Below are 16,704 nucleotides of genomic sequence, written 5' to 3'. Positions count from 1 at the left end.
CGACGCGCTAGAGCGTGGGGAAGCGGTGATTTATGTCGATACAAAATTCAAATATCCGGTCGCTGGTGAGTGGCCTGGAAATTCAACTCAAATGGAGTGGTCTTTGTGAAAGATTATTTAGTTCACATCGCTAATTAACGTAAGAGAAAATCACCGCAAATATAGCGATATCAGTGATACGAAAATTGAAGTGTTCACCCCAGTGAAAGGGCCGACAATTCCGCCGCCACGTCGATGATAGCAAACGCCGCAGGTGCTGAAACTCGCTTTCAGTGTAGGTGGTGTTGAACAACGAGCCCTGCAAGGCATTAGCTTCTGAGTCGATAAAATCAGAGTCAGGAAAAGTAGATTGAAGTAAAAACGTCCTTTATGATGACTCAAAGGTTAGCTCAAAAGGAAATCATGACAGTGAGCGTTGGATTAATTACAGACGAGCCAGGACGTTTCTACACCTTCCAGTCTACATTGCCAGCCGGTGAATATTTCGAATTTCGCCCGCGCAATCCTCCACTGAACTCAAAACCCATCGTTGATGACGAAAGCGGGATGTGTATTGGTTATTCCGTCGCTCAGGCTCCCGGTTTATGGCAGATTTATGATGCAGACGGCATGTTTGTCAGGCTGGAAGAAGCTCCATTAGAAGCCCCTCTGATTGACCCAACAGACCTCGCTTTAATTGCCTTTGGTGCATTTCGTCTCTTACGGGCAGGTAAGGCGTTACTGGAAAGTGGTGTCAAAGCCGCCGTAACTGTGAGACTCAGTGAGGCTACCATCAGTCTCTTGCGTGGCCGCCTTAAAATGGGCTTATCAGCTCGCGCGCTCAGGATGAGTGAGTCATCGGCAAAACACATGCTGACCCCAGGTCGTTATGTGCCTTTACAGATTCAGGAAAAGGCCATTCGTTATGGCATAAGAACGCCGGATCCTCTCAAAAAGCCAGGGCTTTTCCGTTACGAGGCTCGTATGTATAAGCTTGTGGAAGACAGGCAAAATAAAGGCACTTATATTTATAAGTCTTACCGTCTTGAGGTTTTGGTCAGGGAAGCTGACTGGACTATCATGCATTTTCAGTACATGCCATAAGGGGGGGATCATGATAGATATCACAAGCGGTGACAGACACCTTAAATTAACGCCTTATGAAAGGCTGACTGAGCCCGAAGAGCCTGCCTATAGCCGTATTATGGTTTGGGTCGAATTCTCACTCCCTGCCTTAAAAACAGAGTTTGCTTCAGAGTTTTTTGTCGGTCAGTTGGAGCAGTTCAGGAATGATGCACATGGTTTCCATCAGGCCTTAAAGACAGGGACGAAATTTAAGGATATTAATTTAACCTCGGCCTTCGAGCAGGTTATGCTTAAGCTTCATCAGGCACATTTTGCCGGGGCTATTGGCGTTAGTATGGTACTTAAGCCTGAAAACCATGCTGACAGTATTACCCTTAATGATTCCTTCGATATTGATGAAAGTTACTTCCCCGACCTGCTCTCTGGTCTCGACGACATCATTTCATGGCAAAACTGATGCTTGCATCAAGCCATAAGACCGGCACTCAGAGTGCCGGTCTTTTTATGCCATTTACTCGCGAAATTCTCTTTTTAAGCTCTGCATGCATCAGATGCATGAGTTTGCATCCGTTTTGCATTCCAATGTTTGCCAGCCAGCGCCAGCGCCAGCGCGGCTTCGGCTCCTAATGCGCCTGCAGTAAAAGCGCCCCGTTACCCGAGGCGAATGGTGTCTTTCGCTTTAAGCACCAATGCGGTTTTCATTTCCGGTGTGTAGCGGTCAACGGCTCTAAGCGCGTTATAGGCGAATAGGCGTGGATAATCAGCCGGGTGGTGCATTACCTCAACGGGAACGGCTACACGACGCGCTTAGAGCTTGAGGTTAAGGTTTCGGATGTGGAGTATGAAAGCGAAGAGATAACACATTAAAAGTTGATTATGTTTTTAATATATAAGGTTTTAATGGTTGAAATTGATACATCAATAACGCTCTGAGGTGCTCGCCATGTTTCACTGTCCTAAATGCCATTTAGCCGCCCACGCTCGCACAAGTCGCTATTTTTCCGATACAACAAAAGAGCGTTATCGCCAGTGCCAGAACATCAACTGCAGTTGCACCTTTGTGATTACCGAAACCCTTTCGCGTTTTATCGGTTCACCAGGTGAAGTTTTGCCAGCGCCGCCGCATCCTACCACGTCAGGTCAACATCAGATCCAATGGATGTGATCAACTAGAGGGCTCCGCAAATGCGGGGCTCTCTATTATTTAATACTATTGTAGTCTAATACGCTTGGCTCTAATGAATTTTTGAACTATCAAATACATAGATTGCATACAGACAGATATTAGAGGTCTGCTTGTATATTTGATTAGCTAATATCATCTTTTTCTCGTGTAATTGTAACAGTGATTTTACTGTCATCACGTTTCTCAAAGTCCTTAATGATGCCTGCATCACGGGAATATTCAAGGATGAGATATACGAGATCGTCATTATTGGCTGTGATAGTTGCTTGAGTACGTTTGATGAACACATTAGATAAATCAGTCTCATTAATCTTATGGCATATATCGGCAATGCTAGGTTTATTACGGTAGCCGCGGGAAATCATTCTGGCGAGAAGTATTGCATTAAGATTTAAATTATTACTTAATTTGATTGACAGTAATGATACAGAATTAGGTAAGTTAATTTTAGAAATATCCAAGTCAAGGTAATATTCAGAATATTGAAGGACTAACTGCGCCTTAATATCATCATTAAATAAGTCACTAAGCATTAAAGAATCAAGGGTTTTATCGAAGGAGGGTTTGTTTTTCCCTAGGTAAAAATCACTATTGGATAGAAAAATATCTTTATGTTGGCTGAACAATAGGACTAAATACTCAGTCAGTTTTTCGTCAGGCTCGATGTATATTGACTCTATAATTCGATATGATTCATTAGAAAGTAAAATCTTGCCAAGTTTAACAAGCCTACTGAAGTTACGAACACTCAGTTGATCGTCTATCTGTTCAATATTGATTTCAATGGAGGCTAGGAGAGTTTCATAAGTATTATCATCGAATAAATCATTGCAGATGATTTTTTTATATAATGGAACATAGTCTTCGACATCAATTGATGGTTTGCTAAGTTTTGCTAAATCCAAAGCATGATTTGTCAACCAATCATGCAAAATAGCCGCGTTACAGTCCATAGATATGTAATCCAATAGTGATGACCAGCTTGGAATGACGCGGTCATACTGATAGAAAAGGTCCTCAAAAGAAAGTAACTCATTACCATCATTAAATGTTGATTCGGATGTCAGTCCAGTGAGTTCGGAAAGAGTGAAATCCATGATTTTAACAATTTTCTCTTTTGATTCATCACTTAATTCATTTTTCGCGAGCATTTCTTTAATGAAATGACTGGGTTCATCGGCATAGATGAATACATTTTGGACAAAAGTATTGATATTAGCTGTATAATATTTAAATGGGGCGCTTAATTTATGCTGGGTTATAATACTCCATGGTCTTTTCTGAGCGTATTCAGGATTAATGGTTTCGTCAGAATGTACATAAGAGTATAGAACTACACCTACGTTTTCTTTAGTTATTTGATAGAGATTATTTTCAGCAATGAAACTTATAGCTGAAAATTCATTAGGTGTTTTTGGAGTGAATAATTCATTGTAACATACGTTAACTTTTAGGATGTTGGTAAGAAACGCAGGTAAATTATCATCTTTGATGTGGTGAATGATTTTACTACCTATGAAATGAAGATAGTTTCTGAATTCTTCTTTTTCTTCATATTTCTCTGGTGACGTGCAGGAAAGCACGGTGATTGATATGTTAGTATTATAAGGTGATTCTCTATTCGTTTTTAATGCTATTAGCATACGTTCCAGATAACCACTGATCTTTAATGCTCTGATAACAAAAGCTTCGAAAGTTGAGTAGGTAACAAACTTAATGCTAAGTATTTCAAAAGCATTGTAAATGTACTGATCTGATTTTCTAAAAAGCGATGCTACCATTCCCGTAAGATATCTGCTGTTTATATCAATGATGTGGGTTAATAATTGGTAGTGCAGTGCGCCATCGGAGTAAATTCTTTTTTGTTCTGCCAGTTCTAAAATAACCTTTTCAGCATCATCTATGTAAAAATCTTGATTGGATTTTTCAAATTCTAAACCCTGACCTATGGCTTTGATGAAGTCATTGTCGTTCACCGTCATTGATCCTTCATGAAAAATAGAACGATATGACATAAAATCTTGCATTAATAATCCACCAGAGAGCAGAACATACAAGGCATCTAATCCACCATATTGCATATCAGTCCGCAATATATGAAGTTGCTGCTTTGACACATAATCATGCATTTCCATCTCATCAAGATATTGCTTTGCAGTAACTTCAAATTTTTCACGACCACTGGACTTAATTAATTCATCAAGAGGTATGGCATTTCTGGATCTTATTGTGTTTTCTAAATCACGTATTTCGCGATTTACAAGCTGGAATGTTTTTGTTTTATCTTGACCAACTAATTTGACCCTATCATAGTAACTCGATAAAAGAATGTTCGTGGCCTCTGCTGTCAGAGAGGAAAACTGATCATTACCATATTGATTTGTATATCCAACATAAAGTGTTTTCTTTCCAGAGAATGTTTCTAGGAAGTATTCTTCATTTTTAACCAGTTCAGCACTTTCGCAAAGCGTAAATCGATTATTGTTGTTTTTATATGCAATGAAAACTTTTCCCCAGAGTAATTCTGGGATAAATTTTATAAGAATATCTTTTCGAATATCATAAGGCGTATTGGCAATATCCTCTTCAAGCTTCATGGATATTTCAAAAAGTTCTTCAAGTCTCTCATCAAGTGATTCAAAATATTCAGCGTGCAGCCTTTGAGTGCGATAATTATGGATGAACAGATAAAGCAATCCGGTTTTTTTATCAGCAAGGTAATAATCTAAAGTGTAAATGTTTTTATAAAAGACAAGTGCAAAAAGTTTTATGGTGTTTTTAGAGTTGTCAACTATTTTACTGAATGTGTTGAATTCATTTATTATATTAAGTAAGCTTCGCATATCGTTGATGTAGGGAGCAATGCTTTTTAGATGCTTATCGCTTGATTTATCAAGAGACGGGGTTTTGTTTTTGAGTAGCGTAAAAGCATTTCTGCTATCCATAAATGGTACGATAGGTAGGATAAAATCAAAGAATTTTGTTCTACCATCGGCATTCATGAACATATCGTCTCTAACAGCATAGATGAACCTAACTGGTTTTTTATTTGAAAGATTATTGTTGATAATCTTATTTATTTCACGGAGTTTAACGAAGATCTCTGGTGTTCCAAGTCGGTCAAGATCTTCAAATACAACGATTTTATATGGGCGGCGTGAAAAAAAATAAACAATTTCATCTAGGCAGTTGTTTAACAAAGATGAAGGCTCTTTATCGTTAAATTCCATACCTCCGCTAAGAAAGGCAATTTTACGTAGTTTGATTTTCTTATCAAATATACCAACTCGTGATGCAGTTTGTGTGAGGAAAAAAAGTGAAATGAATGCGAGTATAGTCAACGCTAGAACTCTTGCGATTGCATTTTCATGCAATATATTTGTCCATTCCTGAGGGAGTTTAAACCATTCTGAAACCCTCTAAAAAAATAGAATTCCCAGAAAAACGGTTGTGGGTATAGCAATTTTTATCAATGAAAAATATGTTTTCAGGGTATGAAATAAACTCCTATTTAATATTCTATCTATCTTTGAGTCTGGGAGTTTATCTCTATTTTCTTTATATAGAATTTGCTGCAAGATACTGAGTTCGACTTCCTGATTAGTAAGGGAAGTGTTTATGTCATTTTCCATCATATCGAACCCTGCCAAAGATACATTCATGTACTTTTCACTGCAGTGATATTTCATAAATGAGGATACAACCGTACTTTTTCCTGCGCCATAGTTACCCGTGATGGCAATATTTCTAACTTCTTTTTTGGACAATGCAAACTTTAATGCTCTGAAATACTCCTGCATATTCTCATTATTGATGCATTTAGGTGCCAAGGTATCGTAGGTGCTAGATGCATCTAATGATGGATTTCGGGATTGTGCCTTTATCAGCAGTGTTTCAATACTTTTACAAAGTTCTATTGCTTTACCTAACACGTCCATTTAATTACTCCGTAACACTGTAAGAGGAGGTGAGCTGTACCAATGTGGCCAGCCAATAGGGGTTATCCGTTTGGTACATCGTACCGCTTCTTTTGGGATTGTGCATGATTTCTGTCAGAGTTTGGCTGCGAGTATCTACCGATTTTAGCTGTAGATGAAAGACAGAGATTTGAGTGCAGATCGCTTATTGGTTTGACTTCATCGCGATGGGTTAAGGAACAAAGCAGAACTGACACAATGTTCAAACAATTTACCAAAGTGTAAACCGGCGTTGGCCGTTGCTTAAAGCTCTCCAGCCCTTTAAAAGTACAATAAACTAAAGCCCCAGAGTATGGGGCTTTAGTGATGATGTGGTCAATATGTGGACATGAACTGAAATAAATCCTTTTTTCAGTGTGTTGATGTGGTTATAAAAGCTCCTGAGGGATCCTTTTTAATATCGTTGACAATGCTCCGTCATTTAGTTGTATAGTACAACCAAATAACGGAGAGCACACATGCACAACGAACCCCCTGTAGTTAGCGACATTCGCGTTGCATCACGTCTGATGGTCAGAGAGCTGGGCTTTATGGCCTCCACGCTGGCCTCTACGCATTACTCGCCCTCGGCCGTTCACACCCTCGTGGAAATTGAGCTGCATAAGGAGATGACCGCAGGTCAACTGGTGCAGTTGTTGGGTCTGGAAAAATCCAGCGTCAGCCGGATGCTGTCGCGCCTTATTTCTGCAGGCGAACTGGAGGAGGGTGTTTCTGCGCAAGATGCCAGGGCCAAAAGTCTCCGGCTGACTGCAAAGGGGCGCAAGACCGTTGAGCAGATTAATGCCTACGGGAATGAACGGGTCATTTCAGCGATACAATCACTGGATCCCATACAGCAGGAAACCATCTCTCAGGGACTGTCGCTCTACGCCAACGCGCTGCTGGCCTGCCGGGAGAGCGGCGCTGAGCAACAGCCTACGGCACCGGTGATTGTCGCAGGCTACCGTCCCGGCATGATTGGCCGCATCGCGGAAATGCACGGCAGCTATTACGCACGCGAACATAACTTTGGCAGCTTCTTCGAAGCCAAAGTTGCTGCGGGGCTTGCTGAATTTAGCGGACGCCTCGAGAAGCCGTGCAACCAGGTTTGGCTGGCTGTGATGAACGGCAGAATTGTAGGATCTGTCGCCATTGACGGCGAAGATTTAGAGCTGGGTGAGGCGCATCTGCGCTGGTTTATTCTGGACGATGGCTGCCGGGGTCATGGGGTTGGCAAAAAACTGTTGAGCGAGGCCATGACGTTTTGCGACAGAGAGGGCTTTTCCGCCGTGCATCTCTGGACGTTCAATAAATTGACCGCTGCCCGACGCCTGTACGAATCCTTTGGCTTTACGCTAGCGAAAGAGTGGGAGGGCGATCAGTGGGGCAGTCGTATCATTGAACAGCAGTTCACCCGGTCCAAACAGGTTTAACGGCGCGATAAAAAAGGCTCCTTGCGGAGCCTTGAGGCATCAAAAGACTTTTTTGTACGGGCGCACCGTGACTTTTTCGTACACACCGGCAGCCACATACGGATCGGCGTCAGCCCAGGCGGTTGCCGCTTCCAGAGATTCAAACTCGGCAATGACCGTCGAGCCAGAAAAACCCGCGGCGCCAGGATCGTTGCTGTCTACCGCAGGCATAGGCCCCGCGGTCAATAAGCGGCCTTCATCCTGCAGCAGCTGTAGGCGTGCCAGGTGGGCAGGACGAACAGACTGGCGTTTTTCCAGGGATTCAGCGACATCTTCAGAGTAAATCACATAAAGCACGGCGAAGCTCCTTAACCATTAAAAGTGCCAGTTACGTTATGTGAAAGGGCAAATGACTGCAATGTAAAGATAAAAACAATGTTAAAACCCTGATCTAAATGCCCCTTTTTTCGCCGCTCTGGCGCTTTAATTGCGCTTAGACAAAGTGTCTTATTGAATATGATTGCTATTTGCATTTAAAATCAGGGTTCGGTTTTTTAACGTTGATGATTATGACTTCGATGACCCTTGATTTACCTCGCCGCTTTCCCTGGCCGACGCTGCTTTCTGTCGTGATTCACGGTGCCGTTGTGGCGGGTTTACTCTATACCTCGGTTCATCAGGTTATTGAAATGCCAGCGCCCGCGCAGCCAATTTCCGTGACCATGGTTTCGCCAGCGGATCTTGAGCCGCCGCAGGTTGCGCCTCCGCCGCCACAGCCGGTTGTGGAACCTGAACCTGAACCCGAGCCTGTCCCGGAACCTCCGAAGGAAGCGCCGGTGGTGATCCACAAACCGGAGCCTAAGCCGAAACCTAAGCCGAAGCCAAAACCGGTGAAGAAAGTCGAAGAGCGTCCGAAACGCGAAGTACGCCCGGTCGAGACGCGTCCAGCGCCGCCGGTAGAGAATACTGCGCCTTCGCGTCCGGTGATGAACAACACTGCAACGACCACGAAGCCGACCGTTACAGCGCCTGCGGGGCCAAGGGCGCTCAGCCGCAACCAGCCTACCTATCCGGCGCGTGCTCAGGCGCTCCGTATTGAAGGGCGCGTGCGGGTGAAGTTTGACGTGACCTCAGATGGCCGCGTTGATAATGTGCAAATCCTCTCTGCGCAGCCCTCAAATATGTTTGAGCGTGATGTAAAGGCAGCGATGCGTAAATGGCGCTATGAAGCCGGTAAGCCGGGCAGTGGATTGATAGTGAATATTGTTTTCCGCCTGAACGGCGGGGCGCAGATGGAATGAAAAAAGCCTCCGCAAGGAGGCTTTTTTGTCTGACAATCAGGTTTGAGGGAGCTGACGCGGTTTACCCGCGTTATCGACCGCCACATAAATAAACAGCGCTTCCGTGGCTTTGTAACGCTGTCCAATCGGTTCGGACGAGACCTTTTTCACCCATACTTCAATGTTGATGGAAATTGACGTGTTGCCGCGTTTCACGCAGCGCGCGTAACAGCACACCACATCCCCCACCGCGACCGGGCGCAGGAAGGTCATGCCGTCCACCCGGACAGTCACCACCCGCCCGTGCGCAATCTCTTTTGCTAAAATTGCCCCACCCATATCCATCTGCGACATTAGCCAGCCGCCGAAAATATCGCCATTGGCATTCGTGTCCGCGGGCATTGCCAGTGTGCGTAAAACCAGTTCGCCCTGAGGGGCGTCATTTGTTGTCATTGTTTTAAACTCGTAACTGAAGACTTCAGGCGGGATGCTACTATGATTTTTAACGGGAGAAAATAGCCCGGAACGCGCATGTTCCGGGCGTGAGGATCAGTGCTTGTCGTCCTGAGGCATGTGTCGATAGATATAGACACCGCTCAACAGCGTGAAGATAAGCGTCAACGCGGTCAGCCCAAAGACCTTAAAGTTGACCCAGATGTTCTGCGGTAGCCAGAAAGCAATGTAGATATTGGCGAGGCCGCAGAGAATAAAGAACACCGCCCAGGCGACATTCAGACGGGACCACACCTCTTGCGGCAGCGTAAGCTCTTTGCCCAGCATGCGCTGGATCAACGGCTTTTTCATTACCCACTGGCTGATCAGCAACGCACCTGCAAACAGCGCGTAAATCACCGTGACCTTCCATTTGATGAATTCATCATTGTGGAAGAACAACGTCAGGCCACCAAATACAGCCACCATAATGAAGGTGATCAGCGCCATTTTTTCAACTTTGCGGTAACGCACCCAGCTGTATATCAGCACGATAGCGGTAGCAATAATCAGCGCCGTCGTTCCGGCATAAATGTCGTACAGCTTGTAAAACGCAAAAAAGACGACCAGCGGTAAAAAATCAAGAAACTGCTTCATTCTACGATCCCAATTACTGACGAATTAACATATACAGGCGGAACAAGTAGACCAGCAGAACTGCTGATATCAGGTTGCTCAGCGTATTAGCAACGACCGCACCAACGTTCGGCGTTAACACGGCAAAATTCGGTGCAAATAATAACAGTAGCGTTTTGGCAAGGAGCCAGCCGATCACTGCCGGTGCCACCAGACGCATGTTCGCCCACGCCAGTCTGATGCTGCTGCGCATCGCAGTAAAGATACCCATCTTATCCTGCACAATCATTACCGGCGCGAAAGAGAGTACGATAGCCAGTAATACACCCGGCACCACGACCAGCATAATCCCCATTTGTACCAGCAGCGTGGTTAAAAAGATGACGATGAACAGCTTAGGGAGCACTGGCGCGCTGGCACCAATGGCGCGTAGGGCACTGACGCGATGACCCGCCGAAACGAGCTGAATCATCAGCAGCACGCCGCCCGCCAGAACAGCATTGCCGATCAAACCTGAAAATGTTGATGCCGCGGACGCCCGCAGCAGGATTTGCTGTTGCTCCGGCGTCATGTTTTGAACCAGTTCAAATAACCCCACGCTATCGGCAAGATGGTCGCCCTGGCTCAGGCTGGCAATCTGTTCTTCACTCGGTGAGAACGCATGACCAAGCACCACCGTGATAAAGGCGCATAGCAACGCGATCAGTAAAAAGGTAATGAACTGATTGCGGAAAAAATTTCCCGTGTCACGGTAGACGGACTTCGCCGTGATAGACATGCACTCTCCTTGAGTATTGCAGGTGTTAATTAGCCGGCAATTGTACACCGGATAAGAGTGCCGTGGCAGCATCAAGGCTTGTATGGAAAAGCATATCTTTGTAAAGCGGCAGTAATTTTTCGCTCATCACTAAAATTTGATGTAGAACCCACCTGGCGGGTTAAGTTTGATTATCAAAAATTAACCCAGATCAATGAATGTTAACTTACTGGTTTTAATGTGATCTGTGATAGATCACTTAATACTCTTTTGTGAGTATATTCTCATCCGCACTTAAAACCACAACGATGGAGCGGATATGAAAAAATTAGCGGTGGCAGCCCTTATCTTAAGCAGTCTCTCTGGTGGCGCGTATGCGCATGAAGCAGGCGAATTTTTTATTCGAGCCGGTTCGGCAACGGTACGCCCAACTGAAGGTTCCGATAGCGTACTGGGAATGGGCGGCTTTAACGTCAGCAATAATACCCAGTTAGGTTTGACCTTTACCTATATGGCGACAGAAAACATCGGCGTTGAGCTTTTGGCTGCAACGCCGTTCCGTCACCGCGTTGGCCTTGGGCCGACCGGCGATATCGCCACGGTGCACCATCTGCCGCCGACGTTGATGGCGCAGTGGTACTTTGGTGATGCCAGCAGCAAGGTGCGCCCGTACATTGGTGCGGGTGTGAACTACACCACCTTCTTTGATGAGAAATTTAACGATACCGGAAAAGAAGCTGGTCTGACTGACCTTAGCCTGAAAGACTCGTGGGGGATGGCAGGGCAGGTAGGTCTGGATTATCTGATTAACCGCGACTGGTTAATCAACGCCTCCGTCTGGTATATGGATATCGATACCGATGTGCGCTTCAAAGCGGGCGGTCAGCAGCAAAGCATCAGCACTCGCCTCGATCCGTGGGTATTTATGTTCTCTGCGGGTTATCGTTTCTAATTCCTGCTGTTCAATGCGCCCCGTCCGGGGCGCATATCATTTACTACTTCTGAATCAAATAACGAATCGTTGGGCCATCCTGCTGAATATCCAGCACGGTATAGCCGTGGTTTTTGGCATCCAGCGGAATGTTATTGATCGACTGCGGGCAATCGCTCACCACTTCCAGAATTTCACCTTTCTTAAGTTGAGGCAGTGCCTCAAGCGTGGCGACAGCCGGGTAAGGACAAGGTTCACCCACCATATCGAGGCGATAGTCAGGCACGATCTCTTTCATGCGGCATTCTCCTGCGCTGCAGTTTTGACGGTGGCACGACGGAAGAAGCGTTTCTCCTGTGCAATAACCAGTAAAAAGGCGAGCAGCAGCAGGGCATAGGTCACCATGAGCCCACCGAGTGGGCCAAAGGTGTTCAGCAGATTAACCTTGTCCCAGTTCGTCGCCAGTACGGGTGACACGTCATCCCAGTAGTAGGCCAGGAGGGTGGAGCCAATCACATTCCCGAGTCCCACCCACCAGTAATGCACCTGACCTTCGACGGCGCGATACATCCAGCCGGTCTCACAGCCGCCCGCCAGCACAATGCCAAAGCCAAACAGCAGCCCGCCGATGACCGCGTTAGGGCCAGCCCACATGATTTTCGGCTCGACGCCAAGCTGAACATAGCTGAAGATGCCGATCGCGCTCACGGCCATCCCGGCAATAATGGCTTTGGCCATCATGGTGCGTCCGGTGATCCACATGTCGCGAAACGCCGAGGTAAAGCAGATTTGCGCGCGCTCAATCAGCAAACCAAAGCCAACGCCGAACAGCATAGCCAGCCCCAGTTTTGGCTGATTCAGCGCAGTACACAGCGCCCAGGCGACCATGGCGAAAAAGACCAGCATACCCAGACGAAAACGGCGGCGGGCCTGAGTGGGTTTTTGCGTTAATGGCGATGCGGCGCTAACTTTGGTCATTTTTACCGGAATGCGGAAAAACGGCAGAAGCGTGAATTTTGCGCCAAAGTAAGAGCCAATTGCGGTTGCCACGGCAAAAAACCAGGCGTGCAGCGAAAACTGTGGGATCCCGGTGAAGAACGCCGCCAGATTACAGCCCATCGCCAGACGCGCGCCAAACCCTGCGATAATCCCACCGGCTACCGCCTGCAGGATGCGGATACGGCTTTTTGGCATGCGCAGCTTCACGTTGTTAGCCCACAACGCCGCCGCGAAGCAGCCGCCGAACATCCCGATAATCATCATCCCGTCAATGCGGGTGAGCGGGGTACCGTCCAGGTGAATGAGCTTAAAGTAGCCCCACTCTTCAGCGTGGATGCCAGCCAGTTGCAGCAGCTGTCCGCCCCAGCGAGTAAATTCCCCGGTAACGGCCCAGAAGGTGCCGGTAATGCCAAAATAATAAGTAGAGAGAATACCTGCCGCGATAACGGTCGGTACAGGTGACCAGAACTTAACCAGGTAAGCCTGTTTGAAATGTTGCCATGACATGTGTAAGCCTCTGAACTCAGAAGGTATAAACAGAAAGAAACCGAATCATACGCTTACGGCAGGGTTTGAAAAGTCATTCGCACCGAGAATATCGACGCGATCAATTTTGACGTAACTCGACAGGGGTAAAAGGGGAACCGTCTGGCAGTCGCGCCAGACGGGGAGTGCATCATGCTTTACGCGTTGCCGCTTTCATCTCGGTCACGAAGGTTTTGAGCTCGGCCAGCATCTGCTCTGGCTTATCAACGTTTTTCTCGATAATTTTTACGATGGCGGAACCGGAAATCGCCCCGGCGGCCTTCGCATCGATTGCGGCAGCAACCTGATCCGGGGATGAAATACCAAAGCCCTGCAACGGAGGCGCGGCATGGTATTCAGCAAGCTTCTCCACCAGATGATGCAGAGGCAACGCCGCTTTATTCTCGGCACCGGTGACGCCCGCGCGGGAGAGCAGGTAGGTATACCCGCGTCCGTAAGAAGCAATCTGGCGCAGCAGTTCGTCGTCTGCGTTCGGCGGGCAGATGAAAATCGGCGCAACGTTATGGCGCATTGCCGCCTGGCGGAATGGGGCAGACTCCTCAACCGGCACGTCTGCTACCAGCACGGAGTCGACGCCCACGCGCGCGCACTCGGCATAGAACTCATCAATACCGCGGTTAAAGACCAGGTTGGCGTACATCAGCAGGCCGATCGGAATGGTCGGGTGCTTCTGACGGATCGCCGCCAGCATCTCGAAACACTGGGTTGGCGTCACGCCGGAGGCAAATGCGCGCAGCGTCGCATTCTGGATGGTCGGGCCATCCGCCAGCGGGTCAGAGAATGGAATACCCAGCTCCAGCGCGTCGGCACCGGCTTCAATCAGGGTATCGATAATCTTCAGCGACTGCTCAGGACCAGGGTCGCCCAGGGTGACGAAGGGAACGAACGCGCCTTCCTGGCGGGACTTCAGCTCTGCAAATACGTTATCGTAGCGTTCCATCAGATTTCCCCTCGTGCTTTCAGAATATCGTGAACGGTGAAGATGTCTTTGTCACCGCGACCGGAAAGATTCACCACCAGCAGCTGTTCTTTTTCCGGGTTCTCTTTAATCATTTTCAGCGCATGCGCCAGGGCATGTGAAGACTCCAGCGCCGGGATGATCCCTTCGCTCCGGCACAATGTTTTAAAGGCTTCCAGCGCTTCGTCATCGGTAATGGAGACATAGTCCGCGCGGCCTGTGCTGTTCAGATACGCATGCTGTGGGCCAACGGACGGGAAGTCGAGGCCCGCAGAGATAGAATAAGACTCTTCAATCTGGCCCTCATCGGTTTGCATCATCGGGGATTTCATCCCGAAGTAGATCCCTACGCGACCATGCTTCAGCGGCGCGCCGTGCTCACCGGATTCAATCCCGTGACCAGCAGGCTCGACGCCAATCAGACCGACGCTGGTGTCGTCAATGAAATCAGCAAACATGCCGATGGCGTTAGACCCGCCGCCAACGCAGGCGATCACCGCATCCGGCAGGCGACCCTCTTTCTCAAGGATCTGCGCTTTGGTCTCTTCACCGATCATACGCTGGAATTCGCGTACGATAGTCGGGAACGGGTGCGGACCGGCGGCTGTGCCGAGCATGTAGTGCGCGGTGTCGTAGCTGCCAGACCAGTCGCGCAGCGCTTCGTTACAGGCATCTTTCAGCGTGGCGGAACCGCTGTGTACCGGGATCACTTCTGCCCCCATCAGGCGCATACGGAAGACGTTCGGAGACTGACGCTCAACATCTTTCGCCCCCATATAGATTCGGCATTTCAGGCCGAGCAGGGCGCTGGCAAGCGCAGAGGCCACGCCGTGCTGACCTGCGCCGGTTTCAGCGATGATTTCGGTTTTGCCCATACGCTTCGCGAGCAGCGCCTGGCCCAGCACCTGGTTAGTTTTATGCGCACCGCCGTGCAGCAGATCTTCACGCTTCAGATAAAGCGTGGTTTTGGTGCCTTCCGTCAGGTTGCGGCATTTGGTCAGCGCGGTCGGACGACCGGCGTAATTCTTCAGCAGGTCGGTAAATTCCGCCTGAAACGCCGGATCTTTCTGCGCGCTGACAAAGGCTTCTTCCAGCTGGCGCAGCGCGGGCATCAGGATTTGCGGGACGTACATCCCGCCGAACTCACCAAAATACGGGTTTAGTAATGTCGTCATCTTCTCTTCCTTAATATGCACGCAGAGTTTTAAAAACCGAGGCCAATTTGTTGGCATCTTTAATACCCGGTTGGGACTCTACGCCTGAATTGAAATCGAGGCCTGCGCAGCCGGTTTTGGCGGCTTCTACGCAGTTATCCGGGCTTAATCCGCCCGCCAGCAGGACGTTGTCCAGCTTTTCGCCACTCAGCAGTGACCAGTCAAAACGCTGGCCGGTGCCGCCCTGGCCGTTATCGAGCACGTATTTATTCACATGGTTCAGGTTACGTGCGGGCAGGGTCTCGCCGACGCTTTGCGCTTTCCAAATCTGAACCTGAGGCGCCAGCGCGGCGCGCAGGGCATCGATATACGCCTGATCTTCGCTGCCGTGAAGCTGCACCGCGCTCAGGGATAACGCCTCGGCTTTTGCCGCAACGTCTTCACTATCTGCATTGCGGAAAACGCCCACGTAACTGAGCGGAGCCGCTGAGATGACCTTGCGCGCCTGCTCTTCGTTGACCGCGCGAGGGGACGAATCGACAAAGATCAGCCCGCCATAAATCGCCCCGGCTTCGTACGCGGCCTGGGCATCCTGTTCGCGGGTTAAGCCGCAGACTTTGTTTTCACCCAGCAGCACGCGACGCACAGCCGCGTTGAGATCGTCATGCTCCATCATGGCGGAGCCAATCAGGAAACCGTTGGCGAAGTGGCTCAACTCGCGCACCTGGGCGTAGCTGTTAATGCCGGATTCGCTGATGACCGTGACGCCAGACCCGAGACGCGGTGCCAGCTCACGCGTGCGGTTCAGGTCAATGGACAGGTCGCGCAGATCGCGGTTGTTAATGCCGACCACTTTGGCTTCCAGCGCAATCGCGCGCTCAAGCTCTTCTTCGTTGCTCACTTCGGTCAGCACGCCCATGTTCAGGCTGTGCGCGACGGCGGAGAGCTGGCGATACTGCTCGTCGTCAAGCACCGAGAGCATCAGCAGGCAGGCATCGGCCTGGTAGAAACGCGCCAGCCAGATCTGATACGGATCGATAATAAAGTCTTTGCACAGGATCGGCTGCGGCGCGATGCCGCTGACGATCGGCAGAAAATCGAAGCTGCCCTGGAAATATTTTTCATCCGTCAGCACGGAGATGGCGGACGCATGATGCTTATAAATACCGGCAATACGCGCCGGGTCAAAATCGTCACGAATAACGCCTTTCGACGGGGACGCTTTTTTGCACTCTAGAATAAACGCGGTGCGCGCACCCTGCAGGGCATCATAGAAACGTCGTTGGCTTGGTATGACGTCATTCTGGAAGCTGGCAAGCGGCTGCTGTTGCTTGCGGGCTTCTACCCAGATGGCCTTATCGGCAACGATTTTCGCTAAAACGGTCTGCATTC

Annotated in this window: 16 protein-coding genes and 3 pseudogenes; 8 read left to right on the top strand and 11 right to left on the bottom strand. The window is 48.5% G+C overall.

The features are described 5' to 3' along the window. Nucleotides 1-402: 402 nt before the first annotated feature. The 5 genes and pseudogenes from ACOQH0_RS12735 to ACOQH0_RS12715 all read left to right on the top strand — a co-directional run bounded on the left by ACOQH0_RS12735 (nt 403) and on the right by ACOQH0_RS12715 (nt 2,230). Nucleotides 403-1,083, top strand: a complete 681-nt coding sequence (locus ACOQH0_RS12735; RefSeq protein WP_421510492.1) for a hypothetical protein — start codon at nt 403-405, stop codon at nt 1,081-1,083. Between the two features lie 10 nt (nt 1,084-1,093). Continuing rightward, a complete protein-coding gene (locus ACOQH0_RS12730; RefSeq protein ID WP_421510491.1) occupies nt 1,094-1,522 on the top strand; it encodes a WapI family immunity protein in 429 nt (142 codons plus the stop codon). Continuing rightward, entirely contained in the window at nt 1,510-1,692 is a 183-nt protein-coding gene (locus ACOQH0_RS12725) for a hypothetical protein (protein ID WP_421510490.1), read from the top strand. Before ACOQH0_RS12730 ends, ACOQH0_RS12725 begins: the two co-directional genes overlap by 13 nt. 84 nt (nt 1,693-1,776) lie before the next feature. Then, nucleotides 1,777-1,932 (top strand): annotated as a pseudogene (locus ACOQH0_RS12720) (phage late control D family protein); the annotation flags it as partial. A 76-nt stretch (nt 1,933-2,008) separates the two neighbouring features. Further along, nucleotides 2,009-2,230 (top strand): DNA-binding transcriptional regulator, encoded by a 222-nt coding sequence (locus ACOQH0_RS12715; RefSeq protein WP_421510489.1) that lies wholly within the window; start codon nt 2,009-2,011, stop codon nt 2,228-2,230. Between the two features lie 143 nt (nt 2,231-2,373). On the opposite strand, the pseudogene ACOQH0_RS12710 reads toward ACOQH0_RS12715, so the two are convergent. Continuing rightward, a pseudogene (locus tag ACOQH0_RS12710) lies at nt 2,374-6,051 on the bottom strand (DNA-binding protein). A 635-nt stretch (nt 6,052-6,686) separates the two neighbouring features. Between ACOQH0_RS12710 and ACOQH0_RS12705 the strand changes: the two are divergent. Then, complete coding sequence (locus ACOQH0_RS12705; protein WP_421510488.1) at nt 6,687-7,640, top strand: helix-turn-helix domain-containing GNAT family N-acetyltransferase; 954 nt, start codon at nt 6,687-6,689, stop codon at nt 7,638-7,640. 39 nt (nt 7,641-7,679) lie between these two features. Here the strand turns inward: ACOQH0_RS12705 and ACOQH0_RS12700 are convergent, their stop codons facing one another. Beyond that, complete coding sequence (locus tag ACOQH0_RS12700; RefSeq protein ID WP_089600585.1) at nt 7,680-7,976, bottom strand: YciI family protein; 297 nt, start codon at nt 7,974-7,976, stop codon at nt 7,680-7,682. A 221-nt stretch (nt 7,977-8,197) separates the two neighbouring features. Between ACOQH0_RS12700 and tonB the strand changes: the two genes are divergently transcribed. Then, entirely contained in the window at nt 8,198-8,920 is a 723-nt protein-coding gene (gene tonB, locus ACOQH0_RS12695) for a TonB system transport protein TonB (protein ID WP_172411141.1), read from the top strand. Between the two features lie 36 nt (nt 8,921-8,956). Here the strand turns inward: tonB and yciA are convergent, their stop codons facing one another. The 4 genes and pseudogenes from yciA to ACOQH0_RS12675 form a co-directional block, all read right to left on the bottom strand. Then, nucleotides 8,957-9,352, bottom strand: a complete 396-nt coding sequence (gene yciA, locus ACOQH0_RS12690) for an acyl-CoA thioester hydrolase YciA (RefSeq protein ID WP_089600589.1) — start codon at nt 9,350-9,352, stop codon at nt 8,957-8,959. A gap of 96 nt (nt 9,353-9,448) precedes the next feature. Further along, a complete protein-coding gene (locus ACOQH0_RS12685) occupies nt 9,449-9,988 on the bottom strand; it encodes a septation protein A (RefSeq protein ID WP_010433024.1) in 540 nt (179 codons plus the stop codon). 13 nt (nt 9,989-10,001) lie between these two features. After that, complete coding sequence (locus ACOQH0_RS12680; protein WP_010433027.1) at nt 10,002-10,745, bottom strand: YciC family protein; 744 nt, start codon at nt 10,743-10,745, stop codon at nt 10,002-10,004. 25 nt (nt 10,746-10,770) lie between these two features. After that, nucleotides 10,771-10,860: pseudogene (locus ACOQH0_RS12675) on the bottom strand (YkgJ family cysteine cluster protein); the annotation flags it as partial. 183 nt (nt 10,861-11,043) lie between these two features. On the opposite strand from ACOQH0_RS12675, the gene ompW reads away from it, so the two are divergent. Beyond that, nucleotides 11,044-11,676: an outer membrane protein OmpW gene (gene ompW, locus ACOQH0_RS12670; protein ID WP_421510487.1), complete on the top strand. Its 633-nt coding sequence runs from the start codon at nt 11,044-11,046 to the stop codon at nt 11,674-11,676. 43 nt (nt 11,677-11,719) lie between these two features. On the opposite strand, the gene yedF is transcribed toward ompW, so the two are convergent. The 5 genes from yedF to trpCF form a co-directional block, all read right to left on the bottom strand. After that, nucleotides 11,720-11,953, bottom strand: coding sequence for a sulfurtransferase-like selenium metabolism protein YedF (yedF, locus tag ACOQH0_RS12665; RefSeq protein WP_003856774.1), 234 nt, complete (start codon nt 11,951-11,953; stop codon nt 11,720-11,722). Then, complete coding sequence (yedE, locus tag ACOQH0_RS12660; RefSeq protein WP_421510486.1) at nt 11,950-13,161, bottom strand: selenium metabolism membrane protein YedE/FdhT; 1,212 nt, start codon at nt 13,159-13,161, stop codon at nt 11,950-11,952. Before yedE ends, yedF begins: the two co-directional genes overlap by 4 nt. A gap of 169 nt (nt 13,162-13,330) precedes the next feature. After that, on the bottom strand, nt 13,331-14,140 hold the full coding sequence (trpA, locus tag ACOQH0_RS12655; protein WP_042719119.1) for a tryptophan synthase subunit alpha: 810 nt from the start codon (nt 14,138-14,140) through the stop codon (nt 13,331-13,333). Continuing rightward, entirely contained in the window at nt 14,140-15,333 is a 1,194-nt protein-coding gene (gene trpB, locus ACOQH0_RS12650; protein ID WP_010431806.1) for a tryptophan synthase subunit beta, read from the bottom strand. Before trpB ends, trpA begins: the two co-directional genes overlap by 1 nt. Before the next feature lie 10 nt (nt 15,334-15,343). Beyond that, complete coding sequence (gene trpCF / locus ACOQH0_RS12645) at nt 15,344-16,702, bottom strand: bifunctional indole-3-glycerol-phosphate synthase TrpC/phosphoribosylanthranilate isomerase TrpF (protein ID WP_421510485.1); 1,359 nt, start codon at nt 16,700-16,702, stop codon at nt 15,344-15,346. Between the last annotated feature and the right edge of the window lie 2 nt (nt 16,703-16,704).

The sequence above is a fragment of the Enterobacter sp. JS8-1 genome (assembly GCF_049187015.1).
Classification (GTDB): Bacteria; Pseudomonadota; Gammaproteobacteria; order Enterobacterales; family Enterobacteriaceae; genus Enterobacter; species Enterobacter mori.
This window is presented reverse-complemented; position numbering and strand designations above follow the sequence as displayed.

Bases quoted from the DNA above. Each gene is read 5' to 3' on its own strand.
- yedF (WP_003856774.1), bottom strand. From the start codon at position 11,953: ATGAAAGAGATCGTGCCTGACTATCGCCTCGATATGGTGGGTGAACCT.
- trpA (WP_042719119.1), bottom strand. From the start codon at position 14,140: ATGGAACGCTACGATAACGTATTTGCAGAGCTGAAGTCCCGCCAGGAA.
- yedE (WP_421510486.1), bottom strand. From the start codon at position 13,161: ATGTCATGGCAACATTTCAAACAGGCTTACCTGGTTAAGTTCTGGTCA.
- ACOQH0_RS12685 (WP_010433024.1), bottom strand. From the start codon at position 9,988: ATGAAGCAGTTTCTTGATTTTTTACCGCTGGTCGTCTTTTTTGCGTTT.
- ACOQH0_RS12735 (WP_421510492.1), top strand. From the start codon at position 403: ATGACAGTGAGCGTTGGATTAATTACAGACGAGCCAGGACGTTTCTAC.
- ACOQH0_RS12680 (WP_010433027.1), bottom strand. From the start codon at position 10,745: ATGTCTATCACGGCGAAGTCCGTCTACCGTGACACGGGAAATTTTTTC.
- yciA (WP_089600589.1), bottom strand. From the start codon at position 9,352: ATGACAACAAATGACGCCCCTCAGGGCGAACTGGTTTTACGCACACTG.
- ACOQH0_RS12705 (WP_421510488.1), top strand. From the start codon at position 6,687: ATGCACAACGAACCCCCTGTAGTTAGCGACATTCGCGTTGCATCACGT.
- ACOQH0_RS12715 (WP_421510489.1), top strand. From the start codon at position 2,009: ATGTTTCACTGTCCTAAATGCCATTTAGCCGCCCACGCTCGCACAAGT.
- ACOQH0_RS12730 (WP_421510491.1), top strand. From the start codon at position 1,094: ATGATAGATATCACAAGCGGTGACAGACACCTTAAATTAACGCCTTAT.
- ACOQH0_RS12725 (WP_421510490.1), top strand. From the start codon at position 1,510: ATGGCAAAACTGATGCTTGCATCAAGCCATAAGACCGGCACTCAGAGT.
- ompW (WP_421510487.1), top strand. From the start codon at position 11,044: ATGAAAAAATTAGCGGTGGCAGCCCTTATCTTAAGCAGTCTCTCTGGT.
- tonB (WP_172411141.1), top strand. From the start codon at position 8,198: ATGACCCTTGATTTACCTCGCCGCTTTCCCTGGCCGACGCTGCTTTCT.
- trpCF (WP_421510485.1), bottom strand. From the start codon at position 16,702: ATGCAGACCGTTTTAGCGAAAATCGTTGCCGATAAGGCCATCTGGGTA.
- trpB (WP_010431806.1), bottom strand. From the start codon at position 15,333: ATGACGACATTACTAAACCCGTATTTTGGTGAGTTCGGCGGGATGTAC.